Genomic DNA, 19,006 nt, shown 5'->3' with positions numbered 1-19,006 from the left:
GCCGTGGAACCGGGGAATGGCGGCCGCGCTTGTCTCCGCCGCCACCGCTCGTATGGGGTTAACGAGCGGTTAACGCGCCCCGCCGCCGCCTGCCAGCCGGAGAACGTGAATGCCGACCTACAAAGCGCCCGTCGACGACGTGCTGTTTCTCGTCAACGACGTCTTCCACCTCGAGCGGTACGGCAATCTGCCCGGCTTTGCGGAAGCGACGTCCGACACGGTCGAGGCGATCCTGCGCGAGGCGGCGAAATTCTCCGAGGAGGTGCTGACGCCGCTCAACCGCGTCGGCGACACGGAAGGCTGCACGCGCCATGACGATGGCAGCGTCACCACACCGAAAGGCTTCAAGGACGCCTATAAACAGATCGTCGAGGGCGGCTGGATCGGCATCTCGGTGCCCGAAGAGTACGGCGGCCAGGGCCTGCCGGCGACCATGACCGTGATGGTCAACGAGCTGTTCTGCTCGGCCAACATGGCCTTCGCCATGTATCCCGGCCTCACCCAGGGAGCGATCGCCGCGCTGCTCGCGCACGCCTCCGACGAATTGAAAAAGACTTATCTGCCGAAGATGACTGCGGGGACATGGACCGGCACCATGAACCTCACCGAGCCGCATTGCGGCACTGATCTCGGCCTCCTGCGCAGCAAGGCTGTCAAGCAGGCCGACGGTTCTTACAAGATCACCGGCACCAAGATCTTCATCTCAGCCGGCGAGCACGATCTCTCCGAGAACATCATCCATCTGGTGCTGGCGCGCATCGAAGGCGCGCCTGCGGGCACCAAGGGCATCTCGCTGTTCGTCGCGCCGAAGATACTCGTGAACGCGGACGGATCGCTCGGCGCGCGTAATGCCGTTAGCTGCGGCTCCATCGAAGAGAAGATGGGCATTCACGGCAACGCCACGTGCGTTATGAACTACGACGGCGCCACCGGCTGGCTGGTCGGCGAGGAAAATCGTGGCCTCAATGCCATGTTCACGATGATGAACGAGGCGCGTCTCGGCGTCGGCGTGCAGGGCCTGGCGCAGTCCGAGGTCGCCTATCAGAACGCGGCGATCTACGCGAAAGAGCGGCTGCAGGGCCGTTCGATCTCCGGCACGAAATACAAGGACAAGCCGGCCGATCCGATCGTCGTGCATCCCGACGTGCGCCGCGCGCTGTTGACCATGCGCGCGGTCAACGAAGCCGGGCGCGCGCTGGTCTTGTGGACGGCGCTGAAAGGTGATGTCGCGCACCGCTCCGACAACGAGAAGGAGCGGCAGGCCGCCGACGATCACATGAGCCTACTGACGCCGGTGATCAAAGGCATGCTCACCGACATGGGCTTCCAGAACACGGTGCTGGCGCAGCAGGTGTTCGGCGGCCACGGCTACATCGCCGAACACGGCATGGAGCAGTTCGTGCGCGATTCACGCATCGCCATGATCTACGAGGGCGCCAATGGCATCCAGGCGCTCGATCTCGTCGGCCGCAAGCTGGCCAAGGATGGCGGCCGCGCCATCATGGCCTTCTTCAACGAGGTGCAGGCATTTCTCAAGGAGCGCGCCGACAGCGACGCGATGAACGTCTATCTCAAGCCGCTCGGCGCCTCGCTCGCGCACCTGCAGCAGGCGACGATGTGGCTCATGAACAACGCCATGGCCAAGCCGGACAATGCCGGCGCCGGCGCCACCGATTATCTCAATCTCTTCGGCCTCGTCGCGCTCGGCTATATGTGGGCGCGCATCGCCGAAGCGGCGCTGGCAAAGCCCGACGAAGCGGCGATGAAGGCAAAGCTCGTCACCGGCCGCTTCTTCGTCGAGCGCATGTTGCCGGAAACGGCGGCGCACCTCGCGCGCATCGAGGCGGGCGCCGGCAGCCTGATGGAACTGGCCGACGCGGCGTTCTGAACGCCATTACGCCAGCGCGCGTGCCAGTGTTTCAAGGATCAGCAAGGCATCCGCCGTGCCTTTCGCTTCGCCTTTTTCGAAGTCCTGGTCGGCAAGCCCCATCGTATTGGTGACGTGCGCGAGGCAGAGAACGCGGTTGCCGTGTCGCCGCGCGAAGGCATAGAGCGCGGCTGCTTCCATTTCGACGGCGAGCACACCCTTCGCGCGTGCAGCAGCCACTGCCTGTTCCGTCTCGCGAAACGGCGCGTCTGTGGTCCAACTCGCGCCGACATGCGCGTGCAGATCCTGTCCCGTCAATGCGTCGCGTGCGATGGCCACGAGCGCGGGGTCGGCTTCGGCGAACACCGCCGGCGCGGCGTAGTGATAGCTCGTTCCTTCGTCGCGCAATGCTCTATCGATGACGACGAAATAGGGCGGCGGCGAGATCGGATCGATTTGCCCGGCCGAGGTCAGGCTGATCAGCGTGCGGCAGCCGCACGCGAACAATTCCTCGGCGACCAGAACCGCAAATGGCGCGCCAACGGCGCAGCCAATGATGCCGGCTCTCGCGCCCGCGAGCGCGAATTCGTGCAACTCGGTGTGGTAGCAGGGCCAGACATCGGACCTTTTTGCCTCGCCACTGGCCGTGAGGCGGCGAACGATATCGCCGTCCGGGTCCAGAATGCAGAGCGACGGAACGTTGCCGGCCGTCATGCCCTTTTGACGCCGCGCTTCGCGCAACAGCGCCGCCGGCGCGAAGATCGACGGCGCATCGGCGTCCTTGTTGTCAAGGATCGGTGACGTTTCCACGGTACCTCCCGTCGCGTTATGCTGATATCGAGCGGCAGATTGAGCATGCACACAAATGGCGATGGAGAACAGCCGTGGACACGCTGCAGCGGCACGATCACTGGCAGACCGTCTTCCGCAGCAAGGGCGAGCGCGACGTCAGTTGGTTTCAGGAGCGCCCGGACGTCTCGCTCGAGATGATCGCGGCAACCGGCGTCGGCCGTGAGGCTGCGATCGTCGATATCGGCGGCGGCGCGTCGCGGCTGGTCGACGCGCTCGTCGCGGAGGGTTTCGCGCATGTGAGCGTGCTCGACATTTCCGAGGCGGCTCTGGAGACGGTGCGGGCGCGCCTCGGTGGGCAGGGCGCAAACGTGCAATGGATCGTCGCGGACGTGACGCGATGGCAGCCGGCGCAGAGCTACGATGTCTGGCACGACCGCGCCGCGTTTCACTTTCTCACGAGTGCGGACGATCGCGCCGCCTATGGCGAGCGGGTGCGGCAGGCGGTTCGGCCGGGAGGTCACGTCATCATCGCGACGTTCGCCCTCGACGGCCCGGAGCGGTGCAGCGGGCTGCCGGTGATGCGCCATGACGCAGCCTCGATCGGCGTGGTGCTCGGCGCCGCTTTCCAACTGATCGAGAGCCGCCGACACGACCACCGGACGCCGGGCGGAGCGGTGCAACGATTCCAGTTCAGCCGGTTTCAGCGCGCCGCTTGATGGCGGGCGACGTCCTACGGCCGGGCCTCGATCTGCGCCGACAGACGTATGGTCGGCGCGTCGGTGAACTGCAGCAACGCGTCGCTGTCGAAGGCGCCGTCGTCGCAGATGAACTCGAACGCGGCGAGGATACGGTCGGCCGTCTCGCCGTCGCGTCCGAATGGCAGAAGCAGCCGCTCGGCATTGACCTTGCGGCCCTGCCGGTCGCTGATCTGCAGGATCGTGTAGATCGGCAAGCCGTCGCACGCCGCCTTCTCGTACGGCGCAAGGCCGATCGAGCAGGTCGCCGCCGATACGATCTCGTCGAGATAGCGGCCGGGGCCGTCCGGCGAGGCGTAGGCGCGCCGGATCGTCTCGCCGTGGAAGCGGATGAGGAAGCGCATGCCGCCGTTGGCGTCGCGCACCACGTCGAGGAAGCTCAGGCTTTCCTGGAAACCCAACAGGCGATCGACGTCGAGGTTCTGCCACTGCGGGACTCGTTGGCCGGCGAGATTCTGTGTCCAGAATTTAAGCAGCCAACGTTGATTGACGGCGCGGACCATGTCCGGCCGCGCATTGTCGAACTGCATTGAGCCCCCCATCGGAGCCGTTCAAGCGGCTAGCGTCCCGTTTTGTCAATTGTGCAAGAACACCGTGCAACGCAAATTATTCCGAGTCGTGAAAAGTGCAAGTCTTTTGCGATGCAATTCCGAGTTGACAACAATCAAGCAGCGGCGAGTGCGGAATTGGCGCGCCGCGAGCGCAACAACAAGAGGCTCACGATGCTCACGTTGACCAGGTTCCACGCCAGTCCGTTGAGAAATGCCGCCTGATAGCTTCCCGTGAGATCGAAGATCGCCCCGGACATCCAGCCGCCGAGCGCCATGCCGACGAGTGTTGCCATCAGCACGAGGCCGACCCGCGTGCCGGCCTCCTTCGGCGGGAAATACTCGCGCACGATGATCGCGTAGCTCGGCACGATGCCGCCCTGGAACAGGCCGAACAACGCGGAGACGACGTACAAAGAAAACAGGCTGTCGAAGAGCAGATACAGCACCAGCGCCGCGCCTTGCAACAGCGAGCCGAGCAGCAGCGTGCGCACGCCGCCAATGCGGTCGGCAATGAAGCCGGAAGCGATGCGGCTGACGATGCCGCAGCCGAGCATCAGCGACAGCATCTCGGCGCCGCGCGCGACGCCGTAACCGAGGTCGCCACAATAGGCGACGATGTGCACCTGCGGCATCGCCATAGCCACGCAGCAAGCGACGCCGGCGACACACAGCATCATCTGCAAGGTGGGTGGCGAGAACGGCGCCACCGCGCGCGGCCGGGCGGCGGCGGCGGTCGCCGTATGCGCGGCGAGGCGACGGCGCATCGGCAGCGACAGCGGCAGCATGACCGCGAGGCAAAACAGGCCGATGCCGATATGCGTGGCGCGCCAGCCTTGCGTGGCGATGAAGTGCTGCACCAGCGGCGGCCACACCGTGCCGGCGATGTAGTTGCCGGCGGCGGCGATGGCGACGGCGATGCCGCGGCGGCGCTCGAACCAGTGCGAAATGTCCGCCATCAGCGGGCCGAAGGTGGCCGAGCAGCCGAAGCCGAGCAACGTGTGTGCGAACGCCACCAGCGTCAGGCTCGGCGACAGGCCGACGCCGATATAGCCGGCGCCGAGCGAGAGAATGCCGAGGATGAGCGGCGGCAGGATGCCGAAGCGGTCGGCAAGGCGGCCGATGATGACGCCGCCGCCGGCGAAGCCAAGCATCGCCAGGGTGTAGGGCAGTGAGGCGGCGGCGCGGTCGACGCCGAAGTCGGCCTGGATCGCGGGCAGGGCGACAACCACCGACCACATGCCGACGCCGCCGACGGTCGCGAGCGCCACCGCGACGGCGAGGCGCAACCACGCATAGGATGATTCGACGTCGGAGACGGGCGCTTGGCCCGCGGCGGCAGTCATGAGGAGCAACCCGGCTGGCGCGCTCGTCTAGCACACTTTGTTTGCTCTTCACCTCCCCCTGAAAGGGGCCAGGTCGGATCGCGTCAGCGATCCGGGTGGAGGTCATACGATGGTGGTCACGAATTTGCGTGACCCCCGCCCTGACTCTCCCCCTTTTTGGGGGAGGGGAAACGGAACCCATGCCCGTTGTCACACAAACGCGGGCATCACCTCGCGTGCGAACAAGCGAATGGAATGTTCCGCATCAGTAAAATTCATGTCTCCGAACACCATCTGGCAAAGCACGTAGTTGACGCCGGCCTCGTCCTTCAGCCGCGCGATGTAATCGCGCACCGTCGCCGGCGAGCCGGCGATGCCATGGCCGATCGCTGCGAGCGCCGGGAAGTCGGCCGGGTAGATGTCCTTCAGCGTGAACGGCACGCCGCCGCGGCGCCAGATCCACTCCATCGCCTCGCGCCAATGCGCGTAGGCGCCCGCGGCGATGCGTTGCGCCTGCGCATCGGTGTCGGCGACGACGATGTGGCGGGTGATGCCGATGTTCGGCAACGTCTCGGCCGGGCGGCCGAGCTTGTCCCATTCCTGGCGATAGCGGTCGCTGATTGCGCGCGCCCGCGCCGCCGGTCCGAGCGAGACGACGTTGATCGCGTTCGGCGCCGCCCATGGGATCGCGTCGGCATTCGGCGCGCCATACCAGATCGGCGGATGCGGCCGCTGCACCGGCTTGGCCTGCACCACGTAATCCTTGAAGCGGTAGAACGCCCCCTCGAAGTTGACGATGTCGTCGGCAAACGCGCGCATCAGGACGGCGAAGGCCTCATGGTACATTTTCGATGCTGCCGCCGGATCGACGCCGAAGCGCTCGTGCTCGAGCAGCGCGCCGCCGCGGCCGACGCCGACCATCAGCCGGCCGCCCGACATGTGGTCGAGCATGCAGATCTCCTCATAGAGCCGCAGCGGGTGGTGGAGCGGCAGCACATAGACGAGCGGGCCCAATCTCAGCCGCGTCGTGCGCGCGACAGCCGCCGCGAGGAAGACGCTCGGGCTTCCCGCCATCCCGAGCGGCGTCGAGTGGTGCTCGGCGAGGTGATAACCGGCATAGCCTTCCTGCTCGATCAGTGTGACGAGGTCGAGCCGCCGTCGGAAGAACGTGCCGAGACCGCTGCCGTCGCTGTCGAGATGATCGAAGATGCCGAACTGCACGCGCCGCCCTCCTCTAGCCTAAGGCCCGTTTGCCATGCGGGTGGGCCATGGTGGGCCGGCCGCTTTCCCGCAGTCCATTCATTGACCGCGGGAAGCCAGCTTCGCTATCGTTCCAAAAAACGCAATGAGCATGGGAGGAGACAAGCTATGCGGCGGATTGCAACAGCACTTTTCGGCGTTGCCGCCTTCGCCTTCGCGGCCGCGTCCGCGCAGGCTCAGGGGACGGTGAAGATCGGGCTGATCATGGCCTATTCCGGCCAGTTCGCCGATACGGCCACGCAGATGGACAACGGCATCAAGCTGTGGGTCAAGCAGCATGGCGACACCGTCGCCGGCAAGAAGATCGAGTTCATCCGCAAGGACACCGGCGGCCCCAACCCAGACGTTGCCAAGCGGCTCGCGCAGGAACTGGTCGTGCGCGACAAGGTCGACATCCTCGCCGGCTTCACGCTGACGCCGGAAGCGCTCGGCGCGGCGGGCGTGTCGGCGGAAGGCAAGAAGCTGCTCGTCGATATGAACGCGGCGACCTCGATCATCACCGAGAAATCGCCTTATATCGCGCGCACCTCGCTCACCATCCCGCAGCTTGAATATCAGTTCGGCAAGTGGGTGCGTGGGCACGGCATGAAGAAGATGTACACGATGGTCGCGGACTACGGCCCCGGCATCGATGCCGAGACCTGGTTCACGAAAGGCTTCAAGGAAGCCGGTGGCGAGATCGTCGGCTCGGTGCGCATGCCGGTCGCCAATCCGGACTTCTCCGCCTTCGTGCAGCGCGCCAAGGACATCAACCCGGACGGTGTCTTCATCTTTATCCCGGGCGGCGCGCAGCCGATCGCCCTCACGAAGGCGCTCAAGGAGCGCGGCTTCCCCGGCGACAAGATCTTCGCGCAGGGTGAACTCACCATGGACGACAACGCGCTCAAGAGCATGGGCGACAACGCGCTCGGCATTCGCACGGTCTTCCACTACAGCTGGGAGCACAAATCGAAGATGAACGAAGCCTTCGTGAAGGCTTACGAGGCCGAGTTCAAACGCCATCCCGACGTGTTCTCGGTCGGCGCTTGGGACGGTATGCACCTGATCTACGAGGCGCTGAAGAAGACCAAGGGCAAGGCCGACGGCGACTCGCTGATCGCCGCCGCCAAGGGCATGAAGTGGGAAAGCCCGCGCGGCCCGATCTCGATCGACCCGGCGACGCGCGATATTGTGCAGAACGTTTATATCCGCAAGGTCGAGAAGGTCGGAGACGGCATGCAGAACGTCGAGATCGACACGATCAAGGACGTGAAGGATCCGGCGCACGCGAAGTAGGTTTGAGGACGGCTGGCCGGAGCCGCGTCTCTCTTCACCCCCTCGCCGAACTCGGGTTTACCCGAGTTCGGCATCTAAAGTCGTCGAAGTCGGATATATCCGACTTCGACCCCGGGGACGCTCGTCAGTCGCCGCGCAGCGGCGGCTGACGGGAGGGGGTGAACTTTCGGAAATTCACCCCACCCCGGATCGCCTTCGGCGATCCGACCCTCCCCCGCCAGGGAAGGGTAAAGACCGACTGGTGCTTAGTGACTCTCGGCAAGGCCTCGCCCTTGTCACACGGCGCGCCTATTGTGTTGGTCCCCTGAGTCGCGCGACCTTTGGGACCGATGGACGCCCTCGACCTTCCCCGCCCCGCCTGGATGACCGAAGACCTCGTCCTGCTCGAGGAGCAGGCGCGGCGCTTCATGGCCGACGAGTTCACGCCCAACATCGACCGCTGGCACGAGGCCGGTCTGTACGAGCGCGAGGTGTGGACCAAGGCGGGCGCCGCCGGCCTGCTCTGCGCCGCGATGCCTGAAGAATATGGCGGCGCGGGCGGCAGCTTTGCGCATGAGGCGGTGATCAACCGCGAATATTCGTTGTCCGGCTTCGATACCTTCGGCGCGCCTTTGCACTCCGGCATCGTGGCGCCCTACATCCTTCATTACGGCACCGAGGAGCAGAAAAAGCGCTGGCTGCCGAAACTCGCCACCGGTGAGCTCGTCGGGGCCATCGCTATGACCGAGCCGGGCACCGGCTCCGACCTGCAAGGCGTGCGCACCAAGGCCGAGAAGTCGGGCAACGGCTACGTGCTCAACGGCTCGAAGACCTTCATCACCAACGGTCAGCACGCCAACCTGATCGTCGTCGTCGCCAAGACCGATGCGTCCGCCGGCGCCAAAGGCACGTCGCTGATGGTGGTCGAGACCGACGACGCGCCCGGCTTCCGCCGCGGCCGCAAGCTCGCCAAGCTCGGCATGGACTCGGCCGACACCTCGGAACTGTTCTTCGAGGACGTGCGTTTGCCGGCCGAGAACCTGCTCGGCACCGAGGAGGGGCAGGGTTTCTATCAGCTGATGAAGGAACTGCCGCAGGAGCGGCTGATCGTCGCGGTGCACGCCGTGGCGATGATGGAGCGGGCGCTCGCGCTCACCGTCGATTACGTCAAGCAGCGCTCCGCCTTCGGCAAGAAAATCATCGAATTTCAGAACACGCAGTTCGAACTCGCCGAGTGCAAGACGGAAGCCACGATCGCCAAGGTCTTCCTCGACCACTGCATCGGCCAGCACATCGAGGGCAAGCTCGACACCGTCACGGCTTCGATGGCCAAATACAAGCTTACCGACACGCAGGGCCGCGTCATCGACCGCTGCCTGCAGTTGTTCGGCGGCTACGGCTACATGGACGAATATCCGATCTCGCGGCTCTACCGCGATGCGCGCGTGCTGCGTATCTACGCAGGAACGAACGAGATCATGAAGCTGTTGATCGCGCGGAGTTTGTAGCTTCGCAGGTGTGAGATAAGGCCAGCCGCTGGCGCGCTTTCCCTCTCCCCTTGTGGGAGAGGGTGCCCGAGCGGAGGCGAAGCCGAGCGAGGGCGGGTGAGGGGGCCGCTCTGCTGTAACCTCTCCCCCTCACCCGGCGCCTTGCTCGCTGCGCTCGCAAGTCGCCACCCTCTCCCACAAGGGGAGAGGGTAAGGAGGAGATCGACCCATGTCCGACGCATTCATCTTCGACGCCGTGCGAACGCCGCGCGGACGCGGCAAGGCCGACGGTTCGCTGCACGAGGTGACCGCGGTCAATCTCGCGGCGCAGGCCCTCGCCGCGCTCAAGGACCGCCACAAGCTCGCGCCCGAGCTGGTCGACGACGTGGTGATGGGCTGCGTCGATCCGGTCGGCGAGGCAGGCGGGGACATCGCGCGCGTCTCGGCGCTGATCGCCGGCTACGGCGATCAGGTGCCCGGCATCCAGATCAACCGCTTCTGCGCCTCCGGTCTCGACGCGGTGAACTTCGCCGCGGCGGAAGTGATGTCCGGCCAGCACGATATGGCCATCGGCGGCGGCGTCGAATCGATGAGCCGGGTCGGCATCGGCGCCGCCGGCGGCGCCTGGTCGATGGATCCGACCATCGCGGTCGAACACTACTTTCTGCCGCAGGGCATTTCCGCCGATCTGATCGCCACCAAATACGGTTTCTCGCGCGACGACGTCGACGCCTATGCGGTCGAGAGCCAGAAACGCGCGGCGAAGGCGTGGGAGGAGGGCCGTTTCAGGAATTCGGTGATACCGGTCAAGGACGTCAACGGGCTCACCATCCTCGCGCGCGACGAGCACATGCGGCCGGCGACGACGATGCAGACGCTGGCGCAACTGCAGCCGTCCTTCGTGCAGATGGGCGAACTGGGCGGCTTCGACGCAGTCGCGGTGCAGAAGCATCCGGAGATCGAAGGCCTCAATCATGTGCACACGCCCGGCAACTCCTCCGGCATCGTCGACGGCGCTGCCGCCGTGCTGGTCGGCAACAAGGAGGCGGGCGCTCGCGCCGGCCTCAAGCCGCGGGCGCGCATCAAGGCGTTCGCCAATATCGGCTCCGAGCCGGCGATCATGCTCACCGGCCCAGTGCCGGTCACCGAGAAGGTCTTGAAGAAGGCCGGCATGACGACCGCCGATATCGACCTCTGGGAATTGAACGAGGCCTTCGCCTCGGTCGTGCTGCGCTACATGCAGGCGCTCGACATCCCGCACGACAGGATCAACGTCAACGGCGGCGCCATCGCCATGGGCCATCCGCTCGGCGCCACCGGTGCGATGATCCTCGGTACCGTGCTCGACGAGCTCGAGCGCACCGGCAAGCAGACCGCGCTGGTGACCCTCTGCATCGGCGCCGGCATGGGTACGGCGACGATCATCGAGCGGGTGTAGTCTTTCCCTCTCCCCGCACGCGGGAGAGGTGAAGAAGGAGAGGCCGAGGAGATGCCCAAGGTCGACGTAGCGAAAGTCCCGGTGAAGAGCGGCAGCTTCTATCCGGCGCCGTTCCAGGCCGAGCACAAGGAGCGGCACAAGCAGGCCCTCGGCGACGCCGTTGGCCTGACCCAATTCGGCGTCAACATTACGCGTATCGCGCCCGGCGCCGCGTCGTCGCTGCGGCACTATCACGAGCAGGAAGATGAATTCATCTACATGCTCGAAGGCGAACTGGTGCTGATCGAGAATGACGGCGAGGTGGTGCTGACGGCCGGCGACTGTGCCGGCTTCAAGGCCAACAGCGGCAACGCGCATCGCCTCGTCAACCGATCGACCAAGGACGCCGTCTACTTCGAGGTCGGCACCCGGTCGCCGCACGACCGCGTGCATTATCCGGACGTCGATCTGCTGCTCGAACGCGACAAGACCGGCCGCCGTTATCTGCACAAGAGCGGCGAACCGTACACCTGAAGGACAAAGGCGCAATGGCCAATTTCAAATTCGACATCGACGCCGACGGCATCGCGCTCGTCACCTGGGACATGCCGGGTAAATCGATGAACGTCATCACCGGCGAGACGATCGCCGAATTGTCCGCGATCGTCGACAAGGTGATCGCCGACGCCGCCATCAAGGGCGTGATCGTCACCTCCGGCAAGGACGCCTTCTGCGGCGGCGCCGACCTGACGATGCTTGAGAAGATGGGCGCGATCTACGCCGACAAGCTCAAGCGCGAAGGCGAGGAGAAGGCCGCCGCCTACGTGTTCGAGGAAAGCCGCAAGCTGTCGCAGCTCTATCGCCGCATCGAGACGTGCGGCAAGCCGTGGGTCTGCGCACTCAACGGCACGGCGATGGGCGGCGGCTTCGAGCTGGCGCTCGCCTGCCATCACCGCATCGCGTCAGACAATCCGAAGACGCGGCTCGGCCTGCCCGAGATCAAGGTCGGTCTGTTCCCCGGCGCCGGCGGTACGCAGCGCGTGGCGCGCATCCTGCCGCCCGCCGACGCGCTGCAGTTCCTGCTCAAAGGCGAGCAACTGAAGACCGATCGCGCCAAGGCGATGAAGCTCATCGACGCGGTCGTGCCCGCGGCCGATCTGATCAAGGCAGCGAAGGAGTGGATCAAAGGCGGCGGCAAGGCGGTGGCGCCATGGGACGAGAAGGGCTTCCGTCTGCCCGGCGGCCTCGTCTGGTCGAAGGCCGGCATGATGACCTTCACGCCGGCGAATGCGATCTATCGCCGCGAAACATACGACAATTATCCCGCGGCACGCGCCATCATGCAGGTCGTCTACGAAGGCCTGCAGCTCGACATGGACACCGCGCTGCGCGTCGAGTCGCGCTGGTTCGCCAAGATCCTGCGCTCGCCGGAGGCGGCGGCGATGATCCGCACCTTGTTCGTGTCGATGCAGGAATTGAACAAGGGCGCGCGCCGGCCGCCGAAGGAGCCGGCCTCGCAGCTCAAGAAGATCGGCATCGTCGGCGCCGGCTTCATGGGCGCCGGCATCGCGCAGGTGACGGCCGCGGCCGGGCTTTCCGTCGTGCTCATCGACCGCGACCAGGAGACCGCCGACAAAGGCAAGGCCGGCGTGCACAAATCGCTGACCGACCGCGTCAACAAGGGCCGTATGAAGAGCGCCGAGCGCGACGTGCTTTTGGAGAAGATCACGCCGAGCGGCGACTACGGCGCGCTGAAGGACTGCGATCTCGTCGTCGAGGCCGTGTTCGAGGACCGCAAGGTCAAGGCCGACGTCATCGCCAAGGTGCAGGCGGTCATTCGCGACGACGCCATCTTCGCCTCCAATACCTCCACCCTGCCGATCACCTCTCTCGCCACCGAGTTCAAGGATCCCAAGCGCTTCATCGGCATCCATTTCTTCTCGCCGGTGGCGTTGATGATGCTGACCGAGATCATCGTCGGCAAGGAGACCGGCGACCGCGCGCTCGCGGTGGCGCTCGATTACGTGCGCGCGATCAAGAAGACGCCGATCGTGGTCAACGATACGCGCGGCTTCTACGCCAATCGCTGCGTCCTGAACTACATCCAGGAAGGCCATTTGATGCTGCTGGAGGGCGTGCCCGCGGCGATGATCGAGAACACCGCGCGCATGGCCGGCATGCCGGTCGGGCCTTTGTCGCTCAACGACGAGACCGCGCTCGATCTCGGTCTGAGGATCGTGCGCGCCGCCGAGCACGATCTCGGGCCCCAGGCGATCAATCCGCAGCAGAAGCAGCTTTTGGAAACGATGGTCGAGAAACTGCAGCGCCTCGGCCGCAAGAACGGCAAGGGCTTCTACGATTATCCGCAAGGCGCCCCGAAGCGGCTGTGGCCGGGGCTTGCGGAGCTGCTGCCGAAGAAGCTCACGCGCGAGGAGATCGACGCGCTCGACGTCAATGAGTTGAAGCAGCGCTTCCTTGTGGTGCAGGCGGTCGAGGCCGCGCGCACCTTCGAGGAGCACGTCGTCACCGACGTGCGCGAGGCCGATGTCGGCTCGATCCTCGGCTTCGGCTTCGCGCCGTTCACCGGCGGCACGCTCTCCTACATCGACATGATGGGGACGAAAAATTTCGTCGCGCTCTGCCGCAAGTTCGAAGCGAAGTACGGCGCGCGCTTCAAGCCCGGCAAGCTGCTGGTGGAAATGGCGGAGAAGGGCGAGAGCTTCTACGGCCGCTTCGCCCCGCCGAAAGCCAAGGCGGCGTAACTTCCCTCTCCCCGCAACCGGGGAGAGGTGAAGAGAGCAGCCATGCCCAACTCCTCTTCACCTCTCAACTGGCGCAGCATCCCGCGCAGCGTCTGGCTGCTCGGGCTCGTCTCGATGTTCATGGATCTCTCCTCCGAGATGATCCATGCGCTGCTGCCGCTCTACCTCGTGAGCGTGTTGGGTGTTTCGACGCTCACCGTCGGCATCATCGAAGGCATTGCTGAGGCGACCGCCTCGATCACCAAGATCTTCTCCGGCGCGCTGAGCGACTATCTCGGCCACCGCAAATGGCTGGCGGCCGCCGGCTATGGGCTCGCGGCGATCACCAAGCCCGTATTCCCGCTCGCGACCGGCATCGTCAGCATCACCGCGGCGCGCTTCGTCGACCGCGTCGGCAAGGGCATCCGCGGTGCGCCGCGCGATGCGTTGATCGCCGATCTTACGCCACGCGGCGCGCGCGGTGGCGCTTTCGGCTTGCGTCAATCGCTCGACACGATCGGCGCGGTGCTCGGACCGCTTGCGGCGATCGCATTCATGGCGTGGCTGGCCGACGACTTCAAAGCGGTGTTCTGGATCGCGGTGGTCCCGGCCTTCGTTTCGGTCGCCGTCATCGTCTTCGGCGTGCGCGAGCCGGAACGGCCCGCGGGTGTGCGCACGGTGAAGTCGCCGTTCTCGCGCGCGGAGCTTTCCCGGCTGCCGACGGCCTACTGGATGATCGTCGCCGTCTCGGCGGTGTTCACGCTCGCCCGCTTCAGCGAAGCGTTCCTGCTGCTGCGCGCGCAGGCGGCCGGCCTGCCATTGGCGCTGGTGCCGTCGGTGATGGTGGTGATGAACGTCGTCTATGCGCTGTCGGCCTGGCCCGCGGGTGTGCTGTCGGACGGCATGGGCCGCTATCGTCTGCTGACCATTGGCTTCGCGCTTCTGATCGTCGCCGACGTGATCCTGGCGGTGAACGGCAGCGTCGCCGTCGTGATGCTCGGCGTCGCGCTGTGGGGTCTGCACATGGGCCTGACGCAGGGCCTGTTGTCGGCGATGGTCGCCGACACAGCGCCGGCGGAATTGCGCGGCACCGCGTTCGGCGTTTTCAATCTCGTCGGCGGCATCGCGCTCCTGGTCGCGAGCATCGTCGCCGGTGCGCTGTGGCAGATCGCCGGACCGGAAGGCACGTTCCTCGCCGGTGCGGCGTTCACGGCCATGGCACTTGTCGCGCTGCCTTGGGCGCGAAAGAGAGCGGCCTGAGCCGCGTCTATGTCATTTGACACAAACCTTGCGGCTTTCCGTCGCGGTCCCATCTATCGGCGATGGCACCGACGATCACCATCGAAGCTCCCGGCACGAAGAGTTCCTATCGCGCGAGCGACAGCAAGCGCGCCACGCTCGACCGTATCGATCTGCTCGCGCGCGTGTTCGATACCGCCTTCGCGATTCCCGGAACCAATTTTCGCTTCGGCATCGAAGCGGTGATGCGACTCGTGCCCGGCATCGGCGATGCCGCGGCCTCGGCGCTGTCCTGCTATCTGCTGTATGAGGCGCATCGACTCGATGTGCCGAAGCCCGTGTTCGCGCGGCTGGTCGCCAATGTGGCGATCGAGGGCGTCGTCGGCGCCATTCCGCTGCTCGGCGACGTGTTCGATGTCGGCTTCCGCGCTAACCGCCGCAACGTCGCCATCCTGCGCGAGCACTTTCAGCGGCAGGGGATGATGTGAGGGCTTGCTTCCCTCTCCCCGCAGGCGGGGAGAGGTCAAAAAGGCCTACACCACCACCGTCAGCCGCTTCGCCGCGCGCGTGACGCCGGTGTACAGCCAGCGCTGCCGGCTTTCCTGGAACGCATAGGACTCGTCGAACAGCACGACGTCGTCCCACTGCGAACCTTGCGCCTTGTGCACCGTGAGTACGTAGCCGTAATCGAATTCGTCGTAGGGCTTGCGCCGCTGCCAGTCGAGCGCCTCGAGCCCGCCGGTGAAGCACTCCGGCCGCACCGACACCTTGACGCCGCGCCGCGCCGTCTCGTCGTCCGGCAGCAGATGCATCGTCATGATGCCGCTCTTCGCCGCCTTGGCGCGGCCGCCGCGGTCCTTCACCGTCCACAGGCCGCCGTTGAACAGGCCCTTCTTGCGGTTGTTGCGCAGGCACACCAGCTTGTCGCCGGCCGACGGCAATTCGCCCTCGAAGCCGCGGCGCTCGCGCATGCGGTTGTTATAGGCGCGCCGCGTGGCGTTGCGGCCAACCAGCACCTGGTCGGCGTCGAGCACGCGCTGCGGATCGAGATCGGCTTTGGCCACCACCTCGGTCTCGCCGTAACGGCCGGGCTCGAGATACTCGCCGGCGCGGATATCCATCGACAGCCGCACGATCGGATCGTCCTGCGCCTGCCGGTGCACCTCGGTCAGCATCACGTCCGGCTCGGCCTCGGTGAAGAAGCCGCCGCCCTGAATCGGCGGCAATTGTGCCGGATCGCCGAGCACAAGCAGCGGCACGCCGAATGACAGCAGGTCCTTGCCGAGTTCGGGATCGACCATCGAGCACTCGTCGATGATGATCAACTCCGCCTTCGACGCCGGCGCCTCGTCCCACAGGTCGAAATTCGGGATCTCGTCGCCGCTCTCGCGCGTGCGGTAGATCAGCGAGTGGATGGTGGAGGCGCCGTGGCAGCCTTTGCCGCGCATGACCGAAGCGGCCTTGCCGGTGAAGGCGGCATATTTCACCTCGCCATCGACGCCGTCGGCGATGTGGCGGGCGAGGGTGGTCTTGCCGGTGCCGGCATAGCCGAACAGGCGAAAGATGGGCGGCGTCGAGCCGCCGCCGGGCTTGGCCTTGAGCCAGTCGGCGACCGCTTTGAGCGCGTCGTCTTGATGCGGGGTGAACTGGGGCATTACCGGTCCTTGCGAGGGATCGTCTTAGAACATCGTGGCCAAAAGAACAAATTGGGAACTTGCCGCGTCTATTGACAATAGTCCTTTAGCATGATTTATCCCACATGTGCCTTGCGAGGCCCTCCGGCGCCGTCATGACGCGTCGGGCGGTTTGCGAGGGACCGGCGCCCGACAATGGCGCCGTCCGGGCTTTACGCGATTCGCGTGAAGCACGGTGTGGAGCGCCGGGAGGCGCAGCACCCCCGATCGCAAGGGGGTGGCGCGCCCGGGACGGGGACTAACCACTCCCTCCCGAACGGCGTGCAGGGTCGACCGGTCACGAGGTTCCGGTCTACCCACGAGGGGGTCTCGCAAGCCCCCTGGCGCCTCCCGGCGCTCCATTCGCTCTTCGGAGCGGAGGAAAAGGGGACATCGGCGTGCCCACGCCGACCAAAGAACAGGGCCGGCGGAGCGTTGGCTTCCCCACGACGTCGAGCAAAAGGATCCGCCTTGTCCCTGTCATCCAGGTGTCGTAACATGTCGATATGTCTCGACACATGGACGCAAAGAAAGCGCTCGCCGCCTTCGCCGCTCTGGCGCAGCCGACGCGGCTCACAGCCTTCCGCAAACTTGTCGCCGCGCAGCCGGACGGGCTCGCCGCCGGCGACGTCGCGGCCGCCTGCAAGGTGCCGCACAACACGATGTCGACGCATCTCTCCGCCTTGACGCGCGCCGGCCTCGTCACCGTCGAGCGCCAGGGGCGCGTCATGACCTATCGCGCCGATCTCGACGGCCTGCGCGGTCTCGTCGGCTTCCTGATGCGCGATTGCTGCGGCGGCAATGCCGCGATCTGTGCGCCGGTGATCCAGGAATTCAATGCCGCCTGTTGTGCGCCAAAGGAGCGTGCAAGTGTCTGACCGCGTCTACAACGTTCTCTTCCTCTGTACCGGCAACTCGGCGCGCTCGATTCTCGCCGAAGCGATCCTCAACCGCGACGGCAAAGGCCGCTTCCGCGCTTTCAGCGCCGGCAGTCAGCCGAAAGGCGAGCCCAATCCCCATGCGCTGACGCTGTTGAAGCATGCCGGCTACGACACCTCGGCGCTGCGCTCGAAATCGTGGAGCGAGTTCGCGGTGGCCGGCGCGCCCGAACTCGATTTCGTCTTCACCGTCTGCGACAACGCCGCCGGCGAGACCTGTCCGTTCTGGCCGGGCCACCCGATGACGGCGCATTGGGGCATTCCCGATCCGGCCACGGTGACGGGCACCGAAGCCGAGATCGGCGTCGCCTTCAACAGCGCCTATCGCATGCTCAAGCGGCGCATCGAACTGTTTCTCGCTTTGCCGATCGACAAGCTGGACCGCATGGTGCTCGGCGCGCGGCTCAAAGACATCGGCGCCAGCGAAGGCGCGACGGCAATGGCGAAGTCGGAATAGCGGTGCGGCGTCAGCCCAATGCTCTGTCCGTCCCCCCGAAAGCGGGGACCCAGCGCTGGATTCCCGCTTGCGCGGGAAGGAACGGAGTGGGTGGCAATGCGTGCGCAAAAACGGATCAGGTCTATGTCCAGGTTTGAACGCTATCTCACCCTCTGGGTCGCGCTCTGCATCGTCGCCGGCATCGCGCTCGGACAGATGATGCCGCGGCTCTTCCACGCCATCGGTGGCGCCGAGATCGCGCGCGTCAATCTGCCGGTCGCGGCGCTGATCTGGCTGATGATCGTGCCGATGCTCATCAAGATCGACTTCGCCGCGCTCGGCCGCGTGAAGGAGCACTGGCGCGGCATCGGCGTCACATTGTTCATCAACTGGGGGGTGAAGCCGTTTTCGATGGCTGCGCTCGGCTGGCTGTTCGTCGGCTTCCTGTTTCGGCCCTATCTGCCGGCCGATCAGATCAATTCCTACATCGCCGGGCTCATCCTGCTCGCCGCCGCGCCGTGCACGGCGATGGTGTTCGTCTGGAGCAATCTCAGCAAAGGCGAGCCGCATTTCACGCTGACGCAGGTCGCGCTCAACGACACCATCATGGTGTTCGCCTTCGCACCGATCGTCGGCCTGCTGCTCGGCCTCTCGGCGATCACCGTGCCGTGGGACACGTTGGTGCTGTCGGTGGTGCTCTACATCGTCGTGCCGGTCATCGTCGCGCAGGTGCTGCGCTGGCGTTTGCTTGCGGCCGGCGGGATGGCCGCGCTCGACCACCTGCTCAGGACATTACAGCCTCTGTCGCTCGTCGCGCTGCTCGCCACCTTGGTGCTGTTGTTCGGCTTCCAGGGGCAGCAGATCCTGGCGCAGCCGCTGGTGATCGTGCTTCTCGCCGTGCCGATCCTGATCCAGGTCTATTTCAATGCCGGCCTGGCCTATGTCCTCAACCGGCTTGCCGGCGAGCAGCATTGCGTCGCCGGCCCCTCGGCGCTGATCGGCGCCAGCAACTTCTTCGAGCTGGCCGTTGCCGCGGCGATCAGCCTGTTCGGCTTCGAATCGGGCGCGGCGCTGGCGACCGTGGTCGGCGTGCTCATCGAGGTGCCGGTCATGCTCTCGGTGGTGGCCATCGTGAATCGCAGCCGGCTCTGGTATGAGCGCCGCGCAACGCAGGACGGCGCAGCCAAAAGCGCCTGATTTGCGCCCGTCGACACGGCCGAGCGAAGCGTCTTTCAGCCCTTGCAAAACGGCGGCGCGCACCTAGTCGCCTGCCG

17 protein-coding genes are annotated in these 19,006 nt (G+C 65.6%); 12 read left to right on the top strand and 5 right to left on the bottom strand.

Features of this window, described 5'->3' with window-relative positions:
• The first annotated feature begins 109 nt into the window (after positions 1–109).
• Positions 110–1,888, top strand: a complete 1,779-nt coding sequence (locus VGV41_RS13260) for an acyl-CoA dehydrogenase C-terminal domain-containing protein (RefSeq protein WP_326864312.1) — start codon at positions 110–112, stop codon at positions 1,886–1,888.
• 6 nt (positions 1,889–1,894) lie between these two features.
• Here the strand turns inward: VGV41_RS13260 and VGV41_RS13255 are convergent, their stop codons facing one another.
• On the bottom strand, positions 1,895–2,608 hold the full coding sequence (locus VGV41_RS13255; RefSeq protein WP_326864311.1) for a nucleoside phosphorylase: 714 nt from the start codon (positions 2,606–2,608) through the stop codon (positions 1,895–1,897).
• A gap of 143 nt (positions 2,609–2,751) precedes the next feature.
• On the opposite strand from VGV41_RS13255, the gene VGV41_RS13250 reads away from it, so the two are divergent.
• Complete coding sequence (locus VGV41_RS13250; protein WP_326864310.1) at positions 2,752–3,375, top strand: class I SAM-dependent methyltransferase; 624 nt, start codon at positions 2,752–2,754, stop codon at positions 3,373–3,375.
• Between the two features lie 14 nt (positions 3,376–3,389).
• On the opposite strand, the gene VGV41_RS13245 is transcribed toward VGV41_RS13250, so the two are convergent.
• From VGV41_RS13245 to VGV41_RS13235, 3 genes are all read right to left on the bottom strand, one after another.
• Positions 3,390–3,944, bottom strand: coding sequence for a hypothetical protein (locus tag VGV41_RS13245; RefSeq protein WP_326864309.1), 555 nt, complete (start codon positions 3,942–3,944; stop codon positions 3,390–3,392).
• A 134-nt stretch (positions 3,945–4,078) separates the two neighbouring features.
• Positions 4,079–5,308 carry an MFS transporter gene (locus VGV41_RS13240; RefSeq protein ID WP_326864308.1) on the bottom strand — a complete coding sequence of 410 codons (1,230 nt, stop codon included), beginning with the start codon at positions 5,306–5,308 and terminating at the stop codon, positions 4,079–4,081.
• 189 nt (positions 5,309–5,497) lie between these two features.
• Positions 5,498–6,508 (bottom strand): LLM class flavin-dependent oxidoreductase, encoded by a 1,011-nt coding sequence (locus VGV41_RS13235; RefSeq protein ID WP_326864307.1) that lies wholly within the window; start codon positions 6,506–6,508, stop codon positions 5,498–5,500.
• A 147-nt stretch (positions 6,509–6,655) separates the two neighbouring features.
• Here VGV41_RS13235 and VGV41_RS13230 point away from each other — a divergent pair, with 147 nt between their 5' ends.
• The 7 genes from VGV41_RS13230 (at position 6,656) to VGV41_RS13200 (ending at position 15,173) form a co-directional block, all read left to right on the top strand.
• Positions 6,656–7,822: an ABC transporter substrate-binding protein gene (locus VGV41_RS13230; RefSeq protein WP_326864306.1), complete on the top strand. Its 1,167-nt coding sequence runs from the start codon at positions 6,656–6,658 to the stop codon at positions 7,820–7,822.
• Positions 7,823–8,151: 329 nt separating this feature from the next.
• Positions 8,152–9,309 (top strand): acyl-CoA dehydrogenase family protein, encoded by a 1,158-nt coding sequence (locus VGV41_RS13225; protein ID WP_326864305.1) that lies wholly within the window; start codon positions 8,152–8,154, stop codon positions 9,307–9,309.
• A 208-nt stretch (positions 9,310–9,517) separates the two neighbouring features.
• Positions 9,518–10,726, top strand: a complete 1,209-nt coding sequence (locus VGV41_RS13220; protein ID WP_326864304.1) for an acetyl-CoA C-acetyltransferase — start codon at positions 9,518–9,520, stop codon at positions 10,724–10,726.
• Positions 10,727–10,777: 51 nt separating this feature from the next.
• Positions 10,778–11,239 carry a cupin domain-containing protein gene (locus VGV41_RS13215; protein ID WP_326864303.1) on the top strand — a complete coding sequence of 154 codons (462 nt, stop codon included), beginning with the start codon at positions 10,778–10,780 and terminating at the stop codon, positions 11,237–11,239.
• A 14-nt stretch (positions 11,240–11,253) separates the two neighbouring features.
• Positions 11,254–13,467: a 3-hydroxyacyl-CoA dehydrogenase NAD-binding domain-containing protein gene (locus tag VGV41_RS13210; protein WP_326864302.1), complete on the top strand. Its 2,214-nt coding sequence runs from the start codon at positions 11,254–11,256 to the stop codon at positions 13,465–13,467.
• A 42-nt stretch (positions 13,468–13,509) separates the two neighbouring features.
• Positions 13,510–14,706: an MFS transporter gene (locus tag VGV41_RS13205; protein WP_326864301.1), complete on the top strand. Its 1,197-nt coding sequence runs from the start codon at positions 13,510–13,512 to the stop codon at positions 14,704–14,706.
• Positions 14,707–14,768: 62 nt separating this feature from the next.
• Positions 14,769–15,173 (top strand): DUF4112 domain-containing protein, encoded by a 405-nt coding sequence (locus VGV41_RS13200; protein WP_326864300.1) that lies wholly within the window; start codon positions 14,769–14,771, stop codon positions 15,171–15,173.
• Between the two features lie 45 nt (positions 15,174–15,218).
• On the opposite strand, the gene VGV41_RS13195 is transcribed toward VGV41_RS13200, so the two are convergent.
• On the bottom strand, positions 15,219–16,340 hold the full coding sequence (locus VGV41_RS13195) for an ATP-dependent DNA helicase (protein WP_326864299.1): 1,122 nt from the start codon (positions 16,338–16,340) through the stop codon (positions 15,219–15,221).
• A gap of 536 nt (positions 16,341–16,876) precedes the next feature.
• Here VGV41_RS13195 and VGV41_RS13190 point away from each other — a divergent pair.
• The 3 genes from VGV41_RS13190 to arsB all read left to right on the top strand — a co-directional run bounded on the left by VGV41_RS13190 (position 16,877) and on the right by arsB (position 18,929).
• Positions 16,877–17,236 carry a helix-turn-helix transcriptional regulator gene (locus VGV41_RS13190; protein ID WP_326864298.1) on the top strand — a complete coding sequence of 120 codons (360 nt, stop codon included), beginning with the start codon at positions 16,877–16,879 and terminating at the stop codon, positions 17,234–17,236.
• Positions 17,229–17,753, top strand: coding sequence for an arsenate reductase ArsC (locus tag VGV41_RS13185; RefSeq protein ID WP_326864297.1), 525 nt, complete (start codon positions 17,229–17,231; stop codon positions 17,751–17,753). The genes VGV41_RS13190 and VGV41_RS13185 overlap by 8 nt, the downstream gene beginning before the upstream one ends.
• Before the next feature lie 123 nt (positions 17,754–17,876).
• On the top strand, positions 17,877–18,929 hold the full coding sequence (gene arsB, locus VGV41_RS13180) for an ACR3 family arsenite efflux transporter (protein WP_326864296.1): 1,053 nt from the start codon (positions 17,877–17,879) through the stop codon (positions 18,927–18,929).
• The last annotated feature ends 77 nt before the right edge of the window (positions 18,930–19,006 follow it).

The organism is Pseudolabrys sp. (assembly GCF_035943735.1).
Classification (GTDB): domain Bacteria; phylum Pseudomonadota; class Alphaproteobacteria; order Rhizobiales; family Xanthobacteraceae; genus Pseudolabrys.
The sequence above is the reverse complement of the archived record's forward strand: the minus strand, read 5'-3'. Positions and strand labels throughout refer to the sequence as shown.

Coding starts and splice junctions, on each gene's coding strand:
- VGV41_RS13260 (WP_326864312.1), top strand. CDS start 110: ATGCCGACCTACAAAGCGCCCGTCGACGACGTGCTGTTTCTCGTCAAC.
- VGV41_RS13245 (WP_326864309.1), bottom strand. CDS start 3,944: ATGCAGTTCGACAATGCGCGGCCGGACATGGTCCGCGCCGTCAATCAA.
- VGV41_RS13240 (WP_326864308.1), bottom strand. CDS start 5,308: ATGACTGCCGCCGCGGGCCAAGCGCCCGTCTCCGACGTCGAATCATCC.
- VGV41_RS13230 (WP_326864306.1), top strand. CDS start 6,656: ATGCGGCGGATTGCAACAGCACTTTTCGGCGTTGCCGCCTTCGCCTTC.
- VGV41_RS13225 (WP_326864305.1), top strand. CDS start 8,152: ATGGACGCCCTCGACCTTCCCCGCCCCGCCTGGATGACCGAAGACCTC.
- VGV41_RS13220 (WP_326864304.1), top strand. CDS start 9,518: ATGTCCGACGCATTCATCTTCGACGCCGTGCGAACGCCGCGCGGACGC.
- VGV41_RS13215 (WP_326864303.1), top strand. CDS start 10,778: ATGCCCAAGGTCGACGTAGCGAAAGTCCCGGTGAAGAGCGGCAGCTTC.
- VGV41_RS13210 (WP_326864302.1), top strand. CDS start 11,254: ATGGCCAATTTCAAATTCGACATCGACGCCGACGGCATCGCGCTCGTC.
- VGV41_RS13205 (WP_326864301.1), top strand. CDS start 13,510: ATGCCCAACTCCTCTTCACCTCTCAACTGGCGCAGCATCCCGCGCAGC.
- VGV41_RS13200 (WP_326864300.1), top strand. CDS start 14,769: ATGGCACCGACGATCACCATCGAAGCTCCCGGCACGAAGAGTTCCTAT.
- VGV41_RS13195 (WP_326864299.1), bottom strand. CDS start 16,340: ATGCCCCAGTTCACCCCGCATCAAGACGACGCGCTCAAAGCGGTCGCC.
- VGV41_RS13190 (WP_326864298.1), top strand. CDS start 16,877: ATGGACGCAAAGAAAGCGCTCGCCGCCTTCGCCGCTCTGGCGCAGCCG.
- arsB (WP_326864296.1), top strand. CDS start 17,877: ATGTCCAGGTTTGAACGCTATCTCACCCTCTGGGTCGCGCTCTGCATC.